The organism is Patulibacter sp. NPDC049589 (assembly GCF_040675535.1).
Lineage (GTDB): Bacteria > Actinomycetota > Thermoleophilia > Solirubrobacterales > Solirubrobacteraceae > Patulibacter.
Genome location: NZ_JBFAPC010000117.1, coordinates 1 through 18,110 on the forward strand (window position 1 = coordinate 1; position 18,110 = coordinate 18,110).

Genomic DNA, 18,110 nt, shown 5'->3' on the forward strand with positions numbered 1-18,110 from the left:
GGCCGGGATCACCGCGCTGCTCGGCCGGGCGAAACTCAAGGCGGCGGCACCGCCCGTGCCGAGCGACGCGATCGCCGGCGTGGAAGCCGACGTGATGACCATCAAGAACGCCGCCCGGGAGGGACGCCACTCATGAGCACTTCGGACACGCCGGCCGATCCGGAGCGGTTGCGCACCGAGATCGAGCAGACCCGCGCGGATCTGGGCGAGACGGTCGAGGCGCTGGCCGCCAAGACCGACGTCAAGGCCCGCGCCAAGCAGGCCGCCTCCGACGCGAAGGAACGGGCCAAGGACGCGGCAGCCGACGCGAAAGATCAGGTGAAGGTGGCCGCGGTTCAGGCGAAGGACCAGGCGAAGGTGGCCGCGGTCCAGGCCAAGGAACAGGTGAAGGTCACCGCGACCGAGGTTCGTGAGGATCCGCGCCGCGCGGTCTCGCCGGCTTTGATCCTCGCCGCCGCGGTGGCCCTGGTGACCGTCATCGTGGTGGTTCGCCGCCGGCGAGCCTGACCGGCCCGGGCGCGCGGTCCGGCCCGCGATCCCGGGGCAGCAGCAGCGGGGTGGCGAGCAGGAGCACGCCGGAGATGGTGATCGCGGTGCGGGCGCTGGTCGCGGTGGCCAGGACGCCCCAGATCACCATGAGCGCGGCCTGCACGAGTTTGCTGCTGACACTCCACGCGCTGAGCACCTGGGCGGCCCGGTCCGCCGGTGTCCGCTCCAGGCGCTCGGTCGCGGAGATCGGGTTGAAGACGCCCATGCAGGTGATCAGCAGGGCCTCGACGGCGATCACGGTGAGGAGCCCGCCGACGCCGGGACGGGCGAAGGCGAGATGGGCGTGCAGCCGCTGCCCTACCGGCTGGAGTACGAGTTGGAGACGACCGCGGGCTGGGAGACCCACCGGCTGCAGGCGCGCTCGTCCGGCGCGGGCTGGTCGCGCGAGATCGACCTGCGCCACGACGGGGCCGGCCGCTGGCGGTGCAGCGCGAAGCAGACGGGGAGCGCCCCGGGGCTGCCCGAGGCCGGCGGCGACACCGACGCGCTGCGCGGCGCGATCGACTGCGACCTCGGCTGCTCGCCGCTGACGAACCTGATGCCGGTCCGGCGCCACGCCCTGCACGTCCACGAGGGCGAGCACGACCTGCTGATGGCGTGGGTCGATGCCCCGTCGCTGGCCGTCACGCCGTCCGCGCAGCGCTACACCCACGTCGGCCGCTCGGACGAGGGGGCCACGGTCCGCCACGCCGGCGAGGACGGGTTCCGGGCCGACCTGGAGCTGGACCCCGACGGCCTGGTGCGGACGTACCCGCAGCTCGCGCGCCGCGTCGCGGCCTGAGGAGGACCGCCGGCGCGCCGCGGGCGGCGCCGGGACCCTACGATGGTCCCGTGGAGGTCCTCGCCAGTCGCGTCCTGCTGCACCCCCGCGACCACGACGTGTCGCGGCGGTTCTACGAGGAGACCGTCGGCCTCGGCGTCTTCCGCGAGTTCGGCACCCCCGAGCATCCGGGCATCGTGTTCTTCATCGGCTCGGGGCTGCTCGAGCTCTCCGGCCACGGCGAGGCGGCGCCGAGCGCGGCGACCCGCCTGCTGCTGCAGGTGCGCGACCTCGACGCGGAGTTCACGCGGCTGCGGGGCGCCGGCGTGCCGGTCGTCGACGAGCCCGAGCGCAAGCCGTGGGGTCTGCTCGAGGCGACGCTGACGGACCCCGACGGGCTCCAGATCGTCCTCGTGCAGATCCCCGAGGACCACCCGCAGCGCCTGAGCACCGGGATGCCGCTCACGGGCGAGCGCGCCGCCGGGGACTGACGCCTCCGTCAGGCCGCGGGATCGTCCGCGGTCGAGACCAGGCGCGCCTGCGCGTCGCCGGCGGCGTCGCGGGCGCCGGGGGCGACGAGGCCCTCGATCACCAGGCGCCGGCCGGTCTGGATGCACGCCGCCACGCTCTCGTCGTCGAGCGCCATCCGGTCGCCCCGCAGCGTCAGGCCGACGACGCCGTTCCAGGCGCCCCAGAGGAACCGCGACAGGTCGTGGGCGTCCAGCGGGCGGGCCTCGCCGGCGTCGATCGCCGCCTGGATCTCGTCGCGGAAGCGGTCGATCAGGGCCTCGGTGCGGGCCGTGAGCCGCTCGCGCAGCTCGGCGTCGATGGCCGGCCCCGCGTCGGGGTCGGCGAACGCGAGGAAGCGGAACGCCCCGGGGTGCTCGAGGTGGAAGCGCAGGTACGAGTCCCCGGCGGCCATCACGCGCTCCAGCGGGGTCGCGCCCGCGGCGTACGCGCGCTCCATGTAGACCCCGAAGAGCTCCACCGAGCGCTCGGCGAGCGCGTGGTAGAGCCCGTCCTTGTTGCCGAAGTGCCCGTAGATCGACCCGATCGCGACGTCGGCCGCCTCGGCCACGTCCTCCATGCGGGTGCCGCGGTAGCCGTCCGCCCGGAAGGCGCGCTCGGCGGCGTCGAGGATCGCCGCCCGGGTGCGGGCGGCGCGGCGCTCGCCGCGGGCGGGGCGGGCGCTCTCGGGGTCGACGGCGGCGGGACCGTTTGCAGTTGGAGGCATCTTCACTTCTGAATCTTCTTGCAACTGTAGCGGGCCTCGGGGTAGGTTCGGCCCATGGAGACCCATGATGTCGTGATCTGCGGAGGGCGACTCGCCGGCAGCGCCGCGGCGTCCGCACTCGCCCGGGCCGGGAAGGACGTGGTCGTCCTCGAGCGCGGGAAGCTCCCGTCCGACACGCTCTCGACGCACGTCCTCTTCTCGGCCGGCATCGAGGAGGTCCGCCGGATGGGGGCGCTCGACGACCTGCTGGCGCTGGACCCCTCGCGGCTGCGCCGCCTGCAGCTGCACATGGGCGAGGACGTGATCGTCCGGGAGCGCTGGAGCACGGAGGGCGAGACGGACTACGTCCTCTGCGTCCCGCGGACGATCCAGGACGTGGTCCTCTCCGACGCCGCGCGGCGCTCGGGCGCCGACGTCCGCGAGGGCTGCGAGGTGCTCGACGTCCTGTGGGCGGGCGGCCGCGCGGCGGGCGTGCGCTACCGCGACGCGGACGGGCAGACCAGGGACCTGCGCGCCCGGCTCGTCCTCGGCGCCGACGGGCGGCGCTCGACGGTCGCCGCGCGGGTCGGCGCGTGGAAGCCGTACCGCGGCTCGCTGAACGGCCGCGGCCTCGTCTTTCGCTACCTCGACGACCCGCACGCGGGCACCGACCTGAACGAGACGCTGATGCAGTGGCGCGACGGCACGTCGTTCTGCATGGTCTTCCCCAGCGCGCCGCGGCCGCGGACGGTCGCGCTGGTGATGGGGCCGGCGGCGGACGTCCCCCGCGCTCGCAAGGACCCGGACGGGACGTGGGCCGAGTTCCTCCGCCGCCATCCGGGCTTCGCGGAGCGGATCGCGGGCGCGACGAACCTCGGCAAGCTGCGCTCGACGAACGACGTCTCCGCGTACTTCCGGCCCAGCAGCGGCCCGGGCTGGGCGCTGATCGGCGACGCCGGGCACTTCAAGGACCCGGTGATCGGCCAGGGGCAGCGGGACGCGCTGTGGATGGGTCGCACCGCCGGCGAGGCCGCCGCGGCGGCGATCGAGGACCCGGCCGCCCTCGACGCGGCGCTCCGGCGGTGGGAGCAGCGCCGCGACGACGAGTGCCTGGCCGCGTACCACCTGGCCAACGCCGAGACCCGGATCGCGCCGCAGCCCGAGGCCCTCGTCCAGATCGCCCGCCGCGCGCAGCGCCGGCACGAGCCGGACCTCAGCGACCTCTTCCAGCGCACGCGCACCCAGCAGGAGGTCCTCAGCGTGCCGCGCCTCCTCGGCGGTGCGGTCGGCGCGATGGCCCGGCGCCCGCGGCAGGCCCGCGGGATCCTCCGCGAGTCCCTCCCCGAGCTGCGGACCGACCTGGCGGTCCGGGCCGAGGCCCGCGCGCGGCGCTTCCGCTCCACCCGCGTGGTCGCCGGCTCCGAGCACCCCGGCTGGACGTGGCCGGCCGCGCCGGCGCGCAAGGCCGTCGCGTCCGCGAACGACGGGGCGGAGCCGGTCGCCGGGGCCGTCGAGTCCGCGGAGCGCGCGCCGAAGCCCGGCGCCGCGGCCGCCGCGCCTGCGAAGCGCGCGCCGAAGCCCCCCGCCACGCCCGCGAAGCGTGCCCCGAGGTCGGTCGCCGCGCCGGCCGGCCGGTCCGCATCGCCGGCCACCGAGACCCCCACCCCGTCGGTATCCACCACCGAGGTCCCCGCATGAGCCCCCGCAAGCCGATCCGCGTCGCCGCCGTCCAGCCCCAGCTCGAGCTCGGGGCCGTCGAGCGGAACCTCGTGCGCATCGAGTCCCTGATCCGCGACGCGCACCGCGAGCACGACCCGCAGGTGATCGTCGTCCCCGAGGCGATGACGTCGCCGAACGTCTTCCACGAGAAGCTCCGCGGCGTCGCGCGGCCCGTCGACGGCGCGCCGTTCCGGCTCCTGACGCGGCTGGCGCGCGAGCTCGACGTCGTCGTCGCGGGCGGGTTCCTCGCGCAGCGCGGCGCCGACGTCTACGGGACCTACGTGCTCGCCGAGCCCGACGGCCGGGCGCACCTGCACGACAAGGACATCCCGACCGCATGGGAGAACCACTACTACCGCGGCGGTGACGACGACGGCCGCGCGCACTGCACCGCGCTGGGCGTCGACGTCGGCCTCTGTTCGGGCTGGGAGTGGATGCGCTTCCGCACCGCGCGCCGGCTGCAGGGCGTCGACCTCGTGCTCGGCGGCATGTGCTGGCCGTCGTTCCCCGACAACTGGGGCGGCCCGCTGCGGCCCTGGACCCGGCGCGAGCACCTCGTCTGGCGGCAGGGGTCCCGCGAGCTGCCGCGGCAGATGGCGCGGCTGGTCGGTGCGCCGGTCGTCCACGCGGCGCACGTCGGGCCGGTCGGGTCGCGTACGCCGATGGCCTCGGCCGTCCCGTGGCGGACGCAGATGCTCGGCGAGACCCAGATCTGCGACGCCGACGGCACGATCCTGGCGCGGCTGACGCTCGAGGACGGCGAGGGCCACATCGGCGCGACCGTGACCCCGGGCTCGGTGGCGCCGCACGACCCGCTCGAGAAGCGCTTCTGGATCCCGCTGGTCACGCCCGCGACGCACGCCGCGTGGCACGTGATGAACGCGTACGGCCGGCTGGACTATCGGCGCCGCCGCGCCCGCGGCCGCCACGAGTGGCAGGCCGTCCCCGCCGGCGACCTGCCCGACGAGCTCGGCCCGACCACGGACGACCAGGAGCAGCACTTCGCGACGACGGCCTGAGGCCGAGGGCCCGTCCCCCCGCGGAGCGAACGTGCGTTCGTCATGATCCGCGGTGATGGCTCCCCGCCCCCGCGACCCGTGGTGGCCGACCCTCGAGGCCGGCCGCGAGGACGACCGCCTCGTGCGCGAGGCCTACGAGGCCGCCCGGCCGGCGCGCACCGCGCCGGTCCCGGGCGACCTGCACCCGCGGTTGCTCGACGCGCTCGCGCACCGCGGGATCTCGGAGCTCTACGCGCACCAGGCGCAGGCCGTGGCGCTGCCGCGGACCCAGCCGTTCGTGGTCACGACGGGCACGGCGTCGGGCAAGTCACTGGCGTTCCAGCTGCCCGCGATCGACGCCCTGCTGCGCGAGCCCCGCGCCCGGGCGCTGTTCCTCTATCCGACCAAGGCGCTCGCGCAGGACCAGGCGCGGTCGCTGCAGTCGTTCGGGCTCTCCCGCGAGCTGCGCGTCGCGATCTACGACGGCGACACCCCGCGCGAGGCCCGCAAGGACGTCCGCACCCGCGCCAACGTCGTCCTCACCAACCCCGACATGCTCCACGTCGGGATCCTGCCGCGGCCCGACCTGTGGGGCGAGTTCCTCGCGCGGCTGCGGGTCGTCGTGATCGACGAGGCCCACGTCTACCGCGGCGTCTTCGGGTCCCACGTCTCGAACGTCCTGCGGCGGCTGCGGCGCCTGACGGAGCGCCACGAGGACGCGCGGCTGCGGCCGACCGGTCCGGGAGCGGCGCGGGCGGCGGCCGCGCGGGCGGGGAGGTCGGGTGCGGCGCGGGCACGCGGAGCGCAGGGCGGGGCGGCCGACCACGACGAGGGGGCAGGCCTCGACCCCGTCGCCCTGCGGGCCCTGGCCGCCCGTGACCCCGAGGCTGCACGCAGACTCGCCGCGGAGGCGCAGGGCGATCCCGCGACGGAGGACGACGCGGCCACACCCCGCATCGTCGGCCCGCGGTTCCTCCTCGCCTCCGCCACCATCGCCAACCCGGTCGAGCACGTCGAGGCGCTCACGGGCCTGGAGGACGTCGCCCTGATCGACGAGGACGGGGCGCCGAGCGCGGCCCGCCAGATCGCGATGTGGAACCCGCCGCTCTTCGACGAGGACGACGACCAGCACGCCGTCGCGGCCCGGGTGCGGCGGGACAACGCGGGGCTGCCCGACCTGCGTCACGACGGACCCGTGGCGACCGTCCATCCGGGAGGGGACGGGGCGGAGTCGGAGGTCGAGTCCGACGTGGACGCCGGTGCCTACTCGCAGGCCCTCTGGGACAGCGTCGGCGGCGACGCCACCCCGGACGAGTCCGCCGGGCCGGACCTCGAGTCCCCCGGCTCCAACCCGGACGTCGAGCTCCTCGACGCGTCCGAGCTGATCGCCGGCCGGGTCCGCCGCTCGGCGCTGACCGAGGCCGGCGAGATGCTGGCCGACCTGGCCGAGGCGGGCACCCGCACGATCTGCTTCATCCGCTCGCGCAAGGGCGTCGAGGTGGTGGCGGAGATCGCGAAGGACCAGCTCGAGGAGCGCGGCCGCCTGGACCTGGCGCGCGCCGTGGTCCCCTACCGCGCCGGGTACACGACCGGTCAGCGCCACGAGCTCGAGCGGCAGCTCGTCGACGGCGAGGTGCGCGTCGTCGTCACGACGACCGCGCTGGAGCTCGGCATCGACATCGGCGCGCTGGACGCCTGCGTCGTCGTGACCTTCCCCGGCACGGTCGCGTCGTTGCGCCAGATGTGGGGTCGCGCCGGCCGGCGGGGGCGCGGGCTGGCGGTCTACGTCGCGGGCGAGGACGCGCTGGACCAGTACTTCTGCCGCCACCCCGACGAGTTCCTGGACCGTCCGGTCGAGGCCGCGATCCTGCAGCACGAGAACGAGTCGATCCACCTGCCGCACCTGCTCTGCGCGGCGTACGAGGCGCCGCTGGACGACCGGGACGCGCCGTCGCTCGGGCCGCGCTGGCGGGCGCACGCCGAGGAGCTCGTCCGCCGCGGCGACCTGCGCGAGCGCGGCGGCGTCTTCCGGCCGGTCGACGGCCACGGCTTCCCCGCCGGCGACGTCGGGCTGCGCTCGGCCACGACCCACCGCGTCGTGATCGTCGACGGCACGACCGGCGAGGAGATCGGCCACGTCGAGCAGGACAAGGCGCCGGCGACCGTGCACGAGGGCGCGATCTACCTGCACCAGGGCCGCCAGTACGAGGTCCAGGGCCTCGACCTCGAGTCCGGCTACGCCGTCGTCGAGCCGTTCGCCGGCAACTGGTGGACGGAGCCCAAGCGCGAGGTCGAGGTGCTCTTCGACCGGCTCCTGGACCGCCGCGAGGTCCTGACCCTCGGCGGCCCGATGCGGCTCTCCTACGGGAAGGTGACGGTCACCGACACCGTCCTGGCCTACCAGCGCCGGCGCCGGAAGACCGGCGAGGTCGTCGACCTGCGCACGGTCGACCTGCCGTCGGTCTCCTACACGACCGAGGCCGTCTGGTACGAGCCCGGGCACCTGATCCACGGGGGCGTCGAGGTTGCGGCGGCGGCGCGGGACCTCTTCGGGGCGGACGGCCTGGCGGCGGAGGCGGCGGCGCGCGGGGGTCTGGCGGGCGGGCCGTCGTCCGCGGGCGCAGGCGGCGCGCCCGGCATCCGCCCGTCCGTCCCCGGCGGCGTCGCGGGCGACGCGCCGATCGGCCTCGAGCCGTTCCCGACCGAGCACGTCCTCGGCGCCCTCCACGCCGCCGAGCACGCGCAGATCGCGGTGCTCCCGCTCCTGGCGATGTGCGACCGCTGGGACGTCGGCGGCCTGTCGACGAACCTCCACCCGCAGACGAACGGGCCGGCGATCATCGTCTACGAGGGCCACGTCGGCGGGGTCGGGATCGCCCGCCAGGCGTACCGCGAGTTCGAGGCCTGGGCCGCCGACGCCGAGCGCCTCCTCGCCGAGTGCCCCTGCGACTCCGGCTGCCCCTCGTGCGTGCAGTCGCCGAAGTGCGGCAACCTCAACGAGCCGCTGCACAAGGCCGCGGCGCTCGAGCTGCTCGGGCGGCTGCGGCCGCGGGACTGACGCGCGTCCCGCACCGGTCCTCCGGTCGGGACCCCGGCCCTGCGGCGCGGCGATCGGCCCGCGAGGGCGGCGCCGTGGCCGGGCCCGTCCTCCCGGTCGTAGGCCGGCCGGTCGTAGCCCGCTCGGTCGACCATCGAGCGTGCGTTCGTCCTTCTCCAAGAAGGAGGAGTGCACTCTCGGGGTCGGCCCCCCGGCCCCTCGGCTCCCGGGCCCCGGTGCGGTCGTCGGCGGCACCGAACCGGCCGCGCGCCGCCGACCCCGGGCGCCGGACCTCCTCAGCCCGCCGCCCGCGCCCGCTTCACCAGCTCGACCGAGGCCGCCCGCAGGCCGCCCGCCTCGTCGATCGGGGCCGCCCAGCCCACGCGCGGCCAGGCCGTGCCGCGCGGGGTCTCGACGGCCAGGTCCATCCCGTGGCGGTCGGCGCGGACGGCGCTCGCCCCCGTCGCGTCGGGGAAGCCCGCCAGCGCCCGGGCGATCTCGAGCAGCGAGTCCGCGTGGTCGGCGTTCAGGTGCGCCACCGCGCCGGCGGCGTGGGGCGCGACCGGGTCGGGGCGGGCGGCGGCGTAGTCCTCGGCCGTGGCCGAGTCCATGCGCCCGTAGCCGCCGACCCAGCGCACGCGCTCGACGTGCAGGACGAAGAAGAGGAAGTCGTCGAAGTCCGCGTAGAGCTCGGCCGACGGCATCGCCCGCAGGTGCGCGGCGCGGGCGGCGGCCAGGTCGTCGCCCGTGGGGATCGTGACGCGGCCGGCGAGCGTCACGCGGCCGCGGTCCAGCGGGTTCTCGTCGTTCGGCGGCTCGGCGACGACGAGGCTGGCGCGCGGGTCGCCCTCGAGATTGCGCGTGTGCTCGGCCATGCGCGACACGAGGAAGACGGGCGACCCGTCGTCCAGCGCGCCGTAGGTGACGACCGAGCCCCACGGGTCCCCCGTCGCGGTCAGCGACGCCAGGACGCCCTGCGGGGTGCCGGCCACCAGCGTCCGCGCCTCCTCGGCGGGGGACGAGCGCGCCGCCGGGGCGAGCACCGGCGCGATCGGGTCGGGCACGATCGGCGACCCCGCGGGCGGTGCGCCGTGCTCGGTCGGGGTGCTGGTGTCGTTCGCGCTCACGGGGACATCATCGCGCGCGGCGGGCCGCCGCTCGCGAGCACCGCGCGCGGCGGACGGTGAACGTCCCGCCCCGGCCGGGCGTCGGTGGTGCTCCGGACCGGTCGACCGTCCAAAGTGCGTTCGTCCTCGCCAGGCGAGGAGAAGTGCACGGTCGAGATGCGGCCTCGGCCCCTGGCGGCGCCCGAACCCCGCGCCCGCTTCGGCCTCGTACCGACCCCGCGGGTTGCAGGTTCGGCACAGTCGTCGGGGGACGGACCGAACGCCCTCGGGCCCCGGAACCCCGCTCCCCCGCTGGCCGCGAGCCGCACGGGATATAGTCCGGAACATGGGTCAGGTATTCAGCTTTCCCAACCCGATCAACGAGAAGGCCGCGCGCACCGTCGCCTTCGTCGTGATGATCGCCGCGATCGTCGCCCTGGCCACCGGGTGGCAGTGGCTGCTGATCCCGATCGCCTACGGATTCATCGCTCGCGCGGCCGCCGGCCCGACGTTCAGCCCCCTCGGTCGCCTGGCGATGGACGTCATCGGCCCGCGCCTGGGCGAGAAGCGCCCGACGCCCGGGCCGCCCAAGCGCTTCGCCCAGGCGATCGGCGCCGTCGTCACCACGGCCGCCGCGATCGGCGGCCTCGCGCTCGGCTGGACCGCGTTCGCGAACGTCCTCCTGGGCCTGATGGTCGTCTTCGCCGGGCTCGAGTCGCTGGCCGGGATCTGCGTCGGCTGCAAGATGTTCGCCATCCTCATGCGCCTGGGCGTCATCCCGCCCGAGACGTGCGAGGCCTGCAACAACATCTGGGCGCGAACGGGCACGACGCCGCCCAACGCCGCCGCCTGAGCCGCGCGCCCGCGTCTGCCGCTGAGCTGCGCCCGCGCCTGAGTCGCCCACCCCGACTGATCCGGCCGGTCCGGCGGCGGAGCGGGTAGGGCCTGCCCCTCCCGGGCACCGGATGCCGGACCGCATCGACACGCCCCCGCGCGTGTCTCTACGAACACCGGCGCGGTCCCCATGCGCGCCGGTGGTCCCCCGAACCAGGAGTCCCCCATGCGGTCCCCCTTCGCGTCGCCCGGCGTCCCGGCCGTGCTCGCCTCCCTGCTCGTCGTCGCCGTGGCCGCCCCGGCCGCGCACGCCGAGCGTGCCGTCCCCGCCGGAGCCGGCATCGCCGGTGCGGTCGACGCGGTGAGCCCCGACGGCACCCTCGTGACCACCGAGTCCGCGGCCGACCGGTCCACGCTCGGCGTCGCCACCCTGGGCGGCAGCGGGGCGTTCACCGGGATCAGGAGCTTCGGGCAGGACGGCAGCGGCATCGCCCTGACCGCGACGGCCGCCGACGGCTCCGCCGTCTTCCTCACCCCGGACGGCGACAACTCCGCCCTCGCGATCAGCACGCGGCCCGCCGGCGGATCGTTCGGGGCGTTCGCCCCGTTCGGGACCGGCAACAGCGCCTCCAGCATCGCGACGGCCGGCGGGGTCGTCCTCGCCGGCTCGGACGTCCAGGTCACCCTGCCGGGCGGCGGATACGCGACGCAGCCGATCGTCCTGCGCCGGGCCGCGGACGGCACCCTGGCACCGCCGATCGTGCTCCCCGGCGGGCCGAACGTGCAGAACACGGACCCCAACGTGCAGGTCGGGGTCGACGCCTCCGGGCGCGGCGTCGTCGCGTGGACGCGCCGGACCGACGACACCAGCCGCGTGGTCGTCGCGACGGTCGCGGCCGACGGCACCGTCGGTGCCCCGACCGAGCTGCCCGGCGCGTCCAAGGCCGCCAACGTCACGGGCCTCCAGGCCGTGGTCCGCGTCGCGGCCGACGGCCGCGGGGCGGTCGCCTGGAAGACGGGCGACACCGTCTCGGTCGTGCCGGTCACGACGTCCGGCGCCCCCGACCTGGCGCGGGCCGCGAGCGTGAAGCTCCACGCCGCCGTGATCCAGCTCCAGGCCGACGGCGCGGCGCTGGCGTCCGTGACCCGCGCCAAGGGCGGGCGCAGCCTCTACGTCACGAGCCGCGCGGCGGGCAAGCCGTTCACCGCGGTGCAGCGGGTCCGGGGCGTGCGGGGCAACTTCGAGTCCTCCGCGCTGTCGGGCGGGACGTGGGTCACGACCCAGCGCGGTGGTGGGGACGGCTATCCCTCGGCGTCGACGGCGTCGGTCGTCCACGGCCGCGCCGGTGGCCCGCCGTCGAAGGTCGTCGCGGTGCCGGTCGGCGCGGCGACGACCGTCGACCTGCAGGCCGCGGCTCCCGGCGGGAGCCCGCTGGTCCTCGCCTCCGCGTCGCGCTCGGTCTTCGCCCGCCGCGACGACGACGGGTCGCGGAGCAGCACCACGCAGGCGTTCCGTCCCGTCACCGGCGGCAAGATCGCGGCCCGCACCTCGATCCGGATGGCGAAGCGCCAGCGGCTCGGCGGGGCGGGCGCGGTCCGGATGACGATCCGCTGCTCGTCCGCGTGCTCCTACCGCGTGCGGTCGAGCCTGCTGAAGGACGGCAAGGGGGCCGGCGAGTTCGACAGCTCGCGCACCATGAAGCGCGGGACGCGCAGCGTCTCCATCCCCTACGGCGGGACGGCGACGAGCCAGACCTCGCCGCTGCGCCCCCTGCGCCGGGCGCAGCGCGTGCGCTTCGCGATCGCCGTCGACGACGCCCGCGGCGGCGAGACCGTCGTCCACCGGGTCGTGGACGTCCGGCCCTGAGGGCCCGGTCGGGCGGGTGGGGTGGGGCGGGAGCGTCGCGCCCCACCCGCGGGCGGTCGATCGTCCCGCCGCCCCGTCCGTCACCCGGCCCGGCCGCGGCCTGCGCCGCCCGGCTCGGCGGGAGCCGCTAGAGCCAGCCCCGCTCCCACGGCCCCGTGATGGCGAACGTCTCGCCCGGGATCTGGATGTGCACGAAGAGCCACCGCCCGTCGGGGGAGTAGCTCGCCCCCGACCACTCGGAGCGGCCGAAGGCGCCCTTCTTCCCGTCCTCCCAGCGGTGCAGGTTCAGCGGGGTGTCGTTGCGGGCGAACGTCTCGATCCGACCCGCCGGCGTGAGGACGCGGAGGACGTTCGTGCCGCCGTTGCGGTCCTCGCCGTCGCCGTCCTCGCAGACCACGACGCCGCCGCGCGGACTGACGACGAGCGAGTCGGGCTGGTCGAGGACGTGGGTGCTGTGGGACTCGAACAGCAGCGTCAGGAGCCCGCCCTTGGTGCCCTTCGGCGTGAAGCGCCAGATCTGGCCCTTGCCGTCGTCGCCGGCCTCGCTGGCGACGAAGTAGACGCTGCCGTCGGCCCAGTGCGCGCCCTCGAGGCCCTCGAAGCGCGCGGCGCCGAGCTCCCGGCCCTGCTCGTACACCGCCTCCGGGTGCTTCTCGGCGTCGGACGGGTCCGGGTCGTGGATCGGCACCCAGCTGCAGTGCAGGACCTTCCCGACCTTCTGCCCGTGGGTCGTGTCGTACCGCGGCCGGCCGCGGACCGCGAGCATCTCCAGTCGCCCGCCGCGGTGCAGCTTGCCGGGCGTGTCGGGCAGGTAGCGGTAGAACCCGTCGCCCGGGTCGCCGTTGTCCTCGGTCATGTAGACGACGCCCGACTTCGGGTCGACGACGGCGGCCTCGTGCTCGAAGCGGCCCATGGCCTTGATCGGCACCGGCTCGACCGGCGCGGTGGCCTTCAGCGGCACCTCGAAGACGTAGCCGTGCCGCTTCTCGAATCCGTCGCCCGGACCGACGGTCGACTCCTCGCAGCTCAGCCACGTGCCCCACGGGGTCTGGCCGCCGTTGCAGTTGTTGTCCGTCCCGTTGAGGACGAGCGACGACCCGAGCACCTGGCCCGACGTCGTGTCGAAGAGCGTCGTCGTGACGCCGCCCCGCGCGACGCGGTCGTAGGCGAGCTTCCGCCCGATCGCGCGGCCGGTCCCGTCTCCCTCGTGGTTGCGCAGCAGCGCGACGCGGCCGCCGCCCATGTCCGCGGCCGTGGTCCCGTCGTGGAACATCGGGGTCCTCAGGCCGTCGCTCATCGGCGTGCCGGCCGCGCCGAACCGCACCACCCGGAAGCCCTCCGGGAGCGAGAAGCCCATCGCGGGGTTGCGCACCAACGGGCCGTAGCCGGGCTTGTCCGCGGTGGCGCGGGCGACCGCCCGGGCGTTGGCCGCGAGCGCGTCGGTGGCGCCCGTCGCGGCCATCACCTGGGTCGCGATCGACGCGCCGGCGAGGAGCTTCGCGCCGCCGCGGACGACGTCGCGGCGGGTGGTGCGGGGTGAACGATCCTCGGGGTCCGGGGACGGCGTGCGGACGTTGGCCATGGGGCGGGAGCTTCCTTCGGAGGGCCGGCCGAGGAAGGCCGGAACGACGCAGGCAGCATGCATCCGTCCGGCGCCGGCGGGGTGATGGGACGGTGAACGCCCCGGGTGATCCGGCACGGTCGGCGGACGCACGTACGGGTGGACCCCCGCCGGCCGGCGCGTGCCGTCCCGCGCGACTAGGGTGCGCCCGTGCTGATCGCCGGAGTGGTCCTTCTCGTCGTCGCCGTGATCGCGGTGTTCGTCGCCCGCAGCGAGCGGGGGAAGGCCCGCAAGGCCACCGCCACGGAGACGCTGAGCTGCGGCGACGTCGCGACGCTCTCCAGCGGCGTGGCCGCGGAGGTCGGCGCCGGCAGCTTCTCGCAGCGCTGCGAGGCCGTCGGCACGGCGGCGCCCGGCCCGGACGGGCTGGTCGACGCGCCGGAGTCCCAGGTCGACGCCGTCTGGGTCCGCACCAAGGTCATCCACAAGTACTGGGTGATGGAGGAGACGCGGCAGGACGGCAAGACGACGCGCACGCGCCGCGAGCGCGAGGAGACCGTCTCCGAGAACGAGTCGACCACGGCGTTCCAGCTCACCGACGCCACCGGCTCCGTCGTGATCCGCCCCGACGGCGCCGACGTCGACCGGCCCGAGAAGGTCGTCGACCGCTTCGAGGCCCGCTCCGCGATGAACCAGGCCGGCGAGGGCTTCCTCTCGTCGCTGCTGCGCGTCGGCAACGACACCGGCACGCTGGGCTTCCAGCACCAGGAGTGGGTCATCCGCCCGGGCGAGGAGCTCTACGTCCAGGGCGAGGTCTCCGACCGCACCGGCCCGCTCGTCTTCGCGAAGCCGGAGGACAAGGGCGACTACCTGATCTCCACCCGCTCCGAGGACGAGATCGTCGCCGGCGCCGAGCGCAACGGCAAGATCGCGGTGGCCGTCGCGGGCGTCGCCGGCGTGGTCGGCATCGTCCTCCTGATCGCCGGCGCCGTCACGGCGTAGGGCGGGTCGCGCCGGCCGTCGGTCCCGGTCCGCCGCCCCGGTCGCGTGTGTCCCCCGCCCCGGGCCCCCGGGGCCCGGGGCACCCACCGGAGTGGGCCCTGAGGTCGATCGACCGGTTCTCCCGGGGGCCGGCCGGGCCCCGCCGCACGGTGCGGTCCCCGGCCGCCGACGACCGGGGGAGCGCGCCGCCGTCAGCGCCCGCCGGCCATCGGCAACGGCGACCCGGAGACCGGGGCCTCGTTGCCGACGATGCCGGGGACGCCGACCTTGCACATGTCCGCGCACGACTTCTCGAGCGTGCAGCAGAGGCTGCAGATCGGGCCGGCGTGGAACGGGCAGCTCGCGGTGTCGGGCAGCTCGTAGGCCTCGGAGCAGACCGAGCAGACGACCGTCTCGGCGGAGCGGGCGGCCGGGTCGATGTCCGGCGTGCGGGCGATGTACCACTTGCCCTTCGTCACGACGGACAGGACCGGCGAGAGGACCATGGCGATCACGATCGCCAGGAACGGGGACCAGGCGTCCAGGGTCGGGCCGAAGGCGCCGAAGTAGGCGACGATCGAGATGACCGAGGCCACCGTCATCGCGCCGAAGCCGACCGGGTTGAACTTGTAGAGGTGGGCCCGCTTGAACTCGATGAACGAGGGGCTCGTCTTCAGGATCGGCTTGTTGATGACGAGGTCGGCCACGACGGCGCCGATCCAGGCGATGGCGATGTTCGAGTAGAACGCCAGCAGGTCGTTCAGGAAGCTGAACATGTTCGCCTCCATCAGCACCAGGGCGATGCCGACGTTGAAGAACACGAACCAGATGCGGCCGGGGTACCACTTGAACGCGGACGAGAAGAAGTTCGTCCAGCGGAGCGAGCCGGAGTAGGCGTTCGTGACGTTGATCTTCACCTGCGACAGCACCACGAAGAAGACGGCGATGCCGAGCGCCAGGCCGTAGGGCAGGAACTCGTTGAAGCCGGCCAGGAACTGCTCGACCGGCTGGCCGGCGAGGTCGACGCCCTTGCCGAGCTCCTTGATGATGTAGAAGGCGAGGAAGGCACCGCCGAGCTGCTTGATCGCGCCGAGGACGACCCAGCCCGGGCCGGCGGCGACGACGGCGGCCCACCACTTGCGGTTGTTCTCCTTCGTCTTCGTCGGCATGAACCGCAGGTAGTCGACCTGCTCGCCGATCTGGGCGATCAGGGAGAGCGCGATGCCGGCGCCGGCGCCGACGGAGACGAAGTTCAGGGCCGTCGACGTGCCGCCGTCGCCGGCGAAGGACGTCCAGGCGTTGTACGCGCCCGGGTCCTGGATCGCGATGACGATGAACGGCAGGAACATGCCGATCAGCCACAGGGGCTGCGTCCACATCTGCAGCTTCGACAGGAGCGTCATCCCGAAGACGACGAGCGGCGGGATCATCAGTGCCGAGACCCCGTAGCCGAGCCAGAGCGGGATCCCGAGCCCCGCCTGGAGGCCCTGGGCCATGATCGAGCCCTCGAGCGCGAAGAAGATGAAGGTGAAGCTCGCGTAGATCAGCGACGTGATCGTCGCCCCGTAGTAGCCGAAGCCGGCCCCGCGGGTGATCAGGTCCATGTCGATCGAGTACTTCGCCGAGTAGTAGGCGATCGGGAACGACGTGAGGAAGATGACCGTCGCGGCCAGGAGGATCGCGACGAGGGCGTTGTTGAAGCCGAACGTGATCGCCAGCGAGGCGCCGATCGCGAAGTCGGCGAGGTAGGCGATGCCGCCCAGCGAGGTGTTGGCGACCTGGAACTCGGTCCACTTGCGGTAGGTCGTCGGGGCGTAGCGGAGGGAGTAGTCCTCCAGCATCTCGCTCGTGGCCTTGGCGGCGGCCTCGTCGCGCTCGGGGTCCGGGGTTGGTGCGGCCAGATCCGGGGGATCGGCCTGCAGGGGCACGGTGCGGGGTTCCATGAGGGGTCCTGTGGTCGTGAGGGGCCGACCCGCGGGGCGGCGGGACGGGGGCGGTGGGCGTGGTCCGCTCCGTCGGTCCCGCCCGTCGGCCGGGACCGACAGGCGGGGTTTCGGCGGTGCGGTGGACGGGACGGACGGTGCGGGCGGGCGGGGTGAGACCGCATCCCCCCGCCCCGCGATCACCCTGGGTGGTTCGGGTGCCCGACCTTGTGGTGGCCCCGATCCTGCGGGACGATGGACGCAGTGACCACGGCCTCCCAGACCGGCAGTGGCCCGCCCTCGCCGGTCCTGCGCGGTGCGGTCTTCCCCCAGACGAAGTTCCACCGCCCCGAGGTCCGCTCGGAGCACGTCGAGCGCGGCGCGCTGCTCGACGCGATCGACCGCTCAGGCGCCCGCGTCGTCCTGGTCGACGCGCCCGCCGGCTTCGGCAAGAGCACGCTGCTGGCCCAGTGGGCCGACCGCGCCGTGGCGGGCGCCGACGGCGACCGCTCGGGCCCGCACCGCGTCGCCTGGGTCTCGCTGGATCCCGACGACGCCGGCGTGCGGCTGTGGTCGGCGGTGCTCGCCGCGCTGCACCCGCTGGTCGGCGAGGCGCTGGACCCGGCGCTCGAGGCCGCGGAGTCCGCCGACGCCGACCTGCGCGACGACGTCCTCGTGACGGTCCTGGACGCGCTGGAGAACGCCGAGCCGCTCGCGCTGGTCCTCGACGACCTCCACCTGGTGCTCGACGACGAGCGCGCCCGCGACAGCCTCGACTGGGTCCTCGGCCGGCTGCCGCGCGCCCACGCGGTCCTGATCGCCAGCCGCCGCGACCCGGGCCTGGAGTCGCTGCGCCGCATGCGGATCCACGGCGAGCTCCTGGACGTGCGTACCGAGGACCTGCGCTTCGGCGCCGACGAGGCCGCGCGCTTCCTCCGCGACGGCCTCGGCCTCGAGCTCGGCGCGGACGAGGTCGCCGCGCTCGACGGCCGCATCGAGGGCTGGCCGGCCGCGCTGTACCTCGCCGCGCTGCGGCTGCGCATGGGCGACTCGGTCGAGCGGGTCATGGAGCGCCTGCACGAGCGCGACGAGGAGCTCTTCGGCGACCTGGCCGACGAGGTCCTGCGCGCCTGGCCGCCCGCGGAGCGCCGCTTCGTGCGCGAGACCGCGGTGCTCAACCGCTTCACCGTCGACCTCTGCGTCCGCCTGCTCGGCGACGACGAGGAGACCCGCGGCGCCTTCCGCACCCTCACGCGCACGTCGCTGCTGCTGACCCCGCTGGACGGCACGCGCACGTGGTTCCGCAGCCACCACCTGATGCGCGACGTCCTGCGCAGCCGCCTGCTGACCGAGGACCCCGCGCGCGCCCGCGAGCTGCACGTCCTGGCCGGCGAGTGGTTCGAGACCGAGGGCGGCGAGAGCGAGCTCTACGAGGCGATGCACCACTACCTCGAGGCGCGCGAGTGGGACCGACCGCGCGGCCGGTCTGACCGCCCACGCCGGCGTCGATCTCGTCGAAGACCTGGGTGGCGTCCGTGCCCGCCCCGGCGACCGCCAGCAGCG

Annotated in this window: 14 protein-coding genes and 1 pseudogene; 10 read left to right on the plus strand and 5 right to left on the minus strand. The window is 75.1% G+C overall.

Features of this window, described 5'->3' with window-relative positions; all coding sequences use genetic code 11:
• Positions 1 to 132: 132 nt before the first annotated feature.
• Positions 133 to 507 carry a DUF3618 domain-containing protein gene (locus AB0L40_RS19215; RefSeq protein WP_364358174.1) on the plus strand — a complete coding sequence of 125 codons (375 nt, stop codon included), beginning with the start codon at positions 133 to 135 and terminating at the stop codon, positions 505 to 507.
• Here the strand turns inward: AB0L40_RS19215 and AB0L40_RS19220 are convergent.
• Positions 476 to 826: pseudogene (locus AB0L40_RS19220) on the minus strand (MFS transporter); the annotation flags it as partial. The gene AB0L40_RS19215 and the pseudogene AB0L40_RS19220 overlap by 32 nt on opposite strands.
• Here AB0L40_RS19220 and AB0L40_RS19225 point away from each other — a divergent pair.
• Both AB0L40_RS19225 and AB0L40_RS19230 read left to right on the plus strand, forming a co-directional pair.
• The gene (locus AB0L40_RS19225; protein WP_364358177.1) at positions 827 to 1,330 is read left to right on the plus strand and encodes a putative glycolipid-binding domain-containing protein; all 504 of its coding nucleotides are present in this window, start codon (positions 827 to 829) and stop codon (positions 1,328 to 1,330) included.
• 50 nt (positions 1,331 to 1,380) lie between these two features.
• Entirely contained in the window at positions 1,381 to 1,800 is a 420-nt protein-coding gene (locus AB0L40_RS19230; RefSeq protein WP_364358180.1) for a VOC family protein, read from the plus strand.
• Positions 1,801 to 1,808: 8 nt separating this feature from the next.
• On the opposite strand, the gene AB0L40_RS19235 is transcribed toward AB0L40_RS19230, so the two are convergent.
• A complete protein-coding gene (locus AB0L40_RS19235) occupies positions 1,809 to 2,543 on the minus strand; it encodes a TetR/AcrR family transcriptional regulator (protein ID WP_364358212.1) in 735 nt (244 codons plus the stop codon).
• A 54-nt stretch (positions 2,544 to 2,597) separates the two neighbouring features.
• On the opposite strand from AB0L40_RS19235, the gene AB0L40_RS19240 reads away from it, so the two are divergent.
• From AB0L40_RS19240 to AB0L40_RS19250, 3 genes are read left to right on the plus strand one after another with little or no spacing between them, the layout of a single operon-like run.
• Positions 2,598 to 4,220 (plus strand): FAD-dependent monooxygenase, encoded by a 1,623-nt coding sequence (locus AB0L40_RS19240; protein WP_364358183.1) that lies wholly within the window; start codon positions 2,598 to 2,600, stop codon positions 4,218 to 4,220.
• Positions 4,217 to 5,260, plus strand: a complete 1,044-nt coding sequence (locus tag AB0L40_RS19245; RefSeq protein ID WP_364358186.1) for a carbon-nitrogen hydrolase family protein — start codon at positions 4,217 to 4,219, stop codon at positions 5,258 to 5,260. Before AB0L40_RS19240 ends, AB0L40_RS19245 begins: the two co-directional genes overlap by 4 nt.
• Before the next feature lie 55 nt (positions 5,261 to 5,315).
• Complete coding sequence (locus AB0L40_RS19250; RefSeq protein ID WP_364358189.1) at positions 5,316 to 8,297, plus strand: DEAD/DEAH box helicase; 2,982 nt, start codon at positions 5,316 to 5,318, stop codon at positions 8,295 to 8,297.
• A gap of 275 nt (positions 8,298 to 8,572) precedes the next feature.
• Here the strand turns inward: AB0L40_RS19250 and AB0L40_RS19255 are convergent, their stop codons facing one another.
• Complete coding sequence (locus AB0L40_RS19255) at positions 8,573 to 9,403, minus strand: pyridoxamine 5'-phosphate oxidase family protein (RefSeq protein ID WP_364358192.1); 831 nt, start codon at positions 9,401 to 9,403, stop codon at positions 8,573 to 8,575.
• A gap of 325 nt (positions 9,404 to 9,728) precedes the next feature.
• Here AB0L40_RS19255 and AB0L40_RS19260 point away from each other — a divergent pair, with 325 nt between their 5' ends.
• Together AB0L40_RS19260 and AB0L40_RS19265 are read left to right on the plus strand one after the other, a co-directional pair.
• A complete protein-coding gene (locus AB0L40_RS19260; RefSeq protein WP_364358195.1) occupies positions 9,729 to 10,235 on the plus strand; it encodes a DUF4395 domain-containing protein in 507 nt (168 codons plus the stop codon).
• A gap of 207 nt (positions 10,236 to 10,442) precedes the next feature.
• Positions 10,443 to 12,083: a hypothetical protein gene (locus AB0L40_RS19265; RefSeq protein WP_364358198.1), complete on the plus strand. Its 1,641-nt coding sequence runs from the start codon at positions 10,443 to 10,445 to the stop codon at positions 12,081 to 12,083.
• A gap of 127 nt (positions 12,084 to 12,210) precedes the next feature.
• Here the strand turns inward: AB0L40_RS19265 and AB0L40_RS19270 are convergent, their stop codons facing one another.
• A complete protein-coding gene (locus AB0L40_RS19270) occupies positions 12,211 to 13,665 on the minus strand; it encodes an alkaline phosphatase PhoX (RefSeq protein ID WP_364358201.1) in 1,455 nt (484 codons plus the stop codon).
• A 189-nt stretch (positions 13,666 to 13,854) separates the two neighbouring features.
• Between AB0L40_RS19270 and AB0L40_RS19275 the strand changes: the two genes are divergently transcribed.
• Positions 13,855 to 14,646, plus strand: coding sequence for a GIDE domain-containing protein (locus tag AB0L40_RS19275; RefSeq protein WP_364358204.1), 792 nt, complete (start codon positions 13,855 to 13,857; stop codon positions 14,644 to 14,646).
• A 191-nt stretch (positions 14,647 to 14,837) separates the two neighbouring features.
• Here AB0L40_RS19275 and AB0L40_RS19280 read toward each other — a convergent pair whose 3' ends face one another.
• On the minus strand, positions 14,838 to 16,568 hold the full coding sequence (locus tag AB0L40_RS19280) for a hypothetical protein (protein ID WP_364358207.1): 1,731 nt from the start codon (positions 16,566 to 16,568) through the stop codon (positions 14,838 to 14,840).
• A 243-nt stretch (positions 16,569 to 16,811) separates the two neighbouring features.
• Here AB0L40_RS19280 and AB0L40_RS19285 point away from each other — a divergent pair.
• Positions 16,812 to 18,110 (plus strand): AAA family ATPase (locus AB0L40_RS19285; RefSeq protein ID WP_364358209.1); only part of this gene is annotated, 1,299 nt, incomplete at its 3' end.

Bases quoted from the DNA above. Each gene is read 5' to 3' on its own strand.
- AB0L40_RS19225 (WP_364358177.1), top strand. From the start codon at position 827: ATGGGCGTGCAGCCGCTGCCCTACCGGCTGGAGTACGAGTTGGAGACG.
- AB0L40_RS19235 (WP_364358212.1), bottom strand. From the start codon at position 2,543: ATGCCTCCAACTGCAAACGGTCCCGCCGCCGTCGACCCCGAGAGCGCC.
- AB0L40_RS19250 (WP_364358189.1), top strand. From the start codon at position 5,316: ATGGCTCCCCGCCCCCGCGACCCGTGGTGGCCGACCCTCGAGGCCGGC.
- AB0L40_RS19215 (WP_364358174.1), top strand. From the start codon at position 133: ATGAGCACTTCGGACACGCCGGCCGATCCGGAGCGGTTGCGCACCGAG.
- AB0L40_RS19245 (WP_364358186.1), top strand. From the start codon at position 4,217: ATGAGCCCCCGCAAGCCGATCCGCGTCGCCGCCGTCCAGCCCCAGCTC.
- AB0L40_RS19260 (WP_364358195.1), top strand. From the start codon at position 9,729: ATGGGTCAGGTATTCAGCTTTCCCAACCCGATCAACGAGAAGGCCGCG.
- AB0L40_RS19280 (WP_364358207.1), bottom strand. From the start codon at position 16,568: ATGGAACCCCGCACCGTGCCCCTGCAGGCCGATCCCCCGGATCTGGCC.
- AB0L40_RS19240 (WP_364358183.1), top strand. From the start codon at position 2,598: ATGGAGACCCATGATGTCGTGATCTGCGGAGGGCGACTCGCCGGCAGC.
- AB0L40_RS19265 (WP_364358198.1), top strand. From the start codon at position 10,443: ATGCGGTCCCCCTTCGCGTCGCCCGGCGTCCCGGCCGTGCTCGCCTCC.
- AB0L40_RS19270 (WP_364358201.1), bottom strand. From the start codon at position 13,665: ATGGCCAACGTCCGCACGCCGTCCCCGGACCCCGAGGATCGTTCACCC.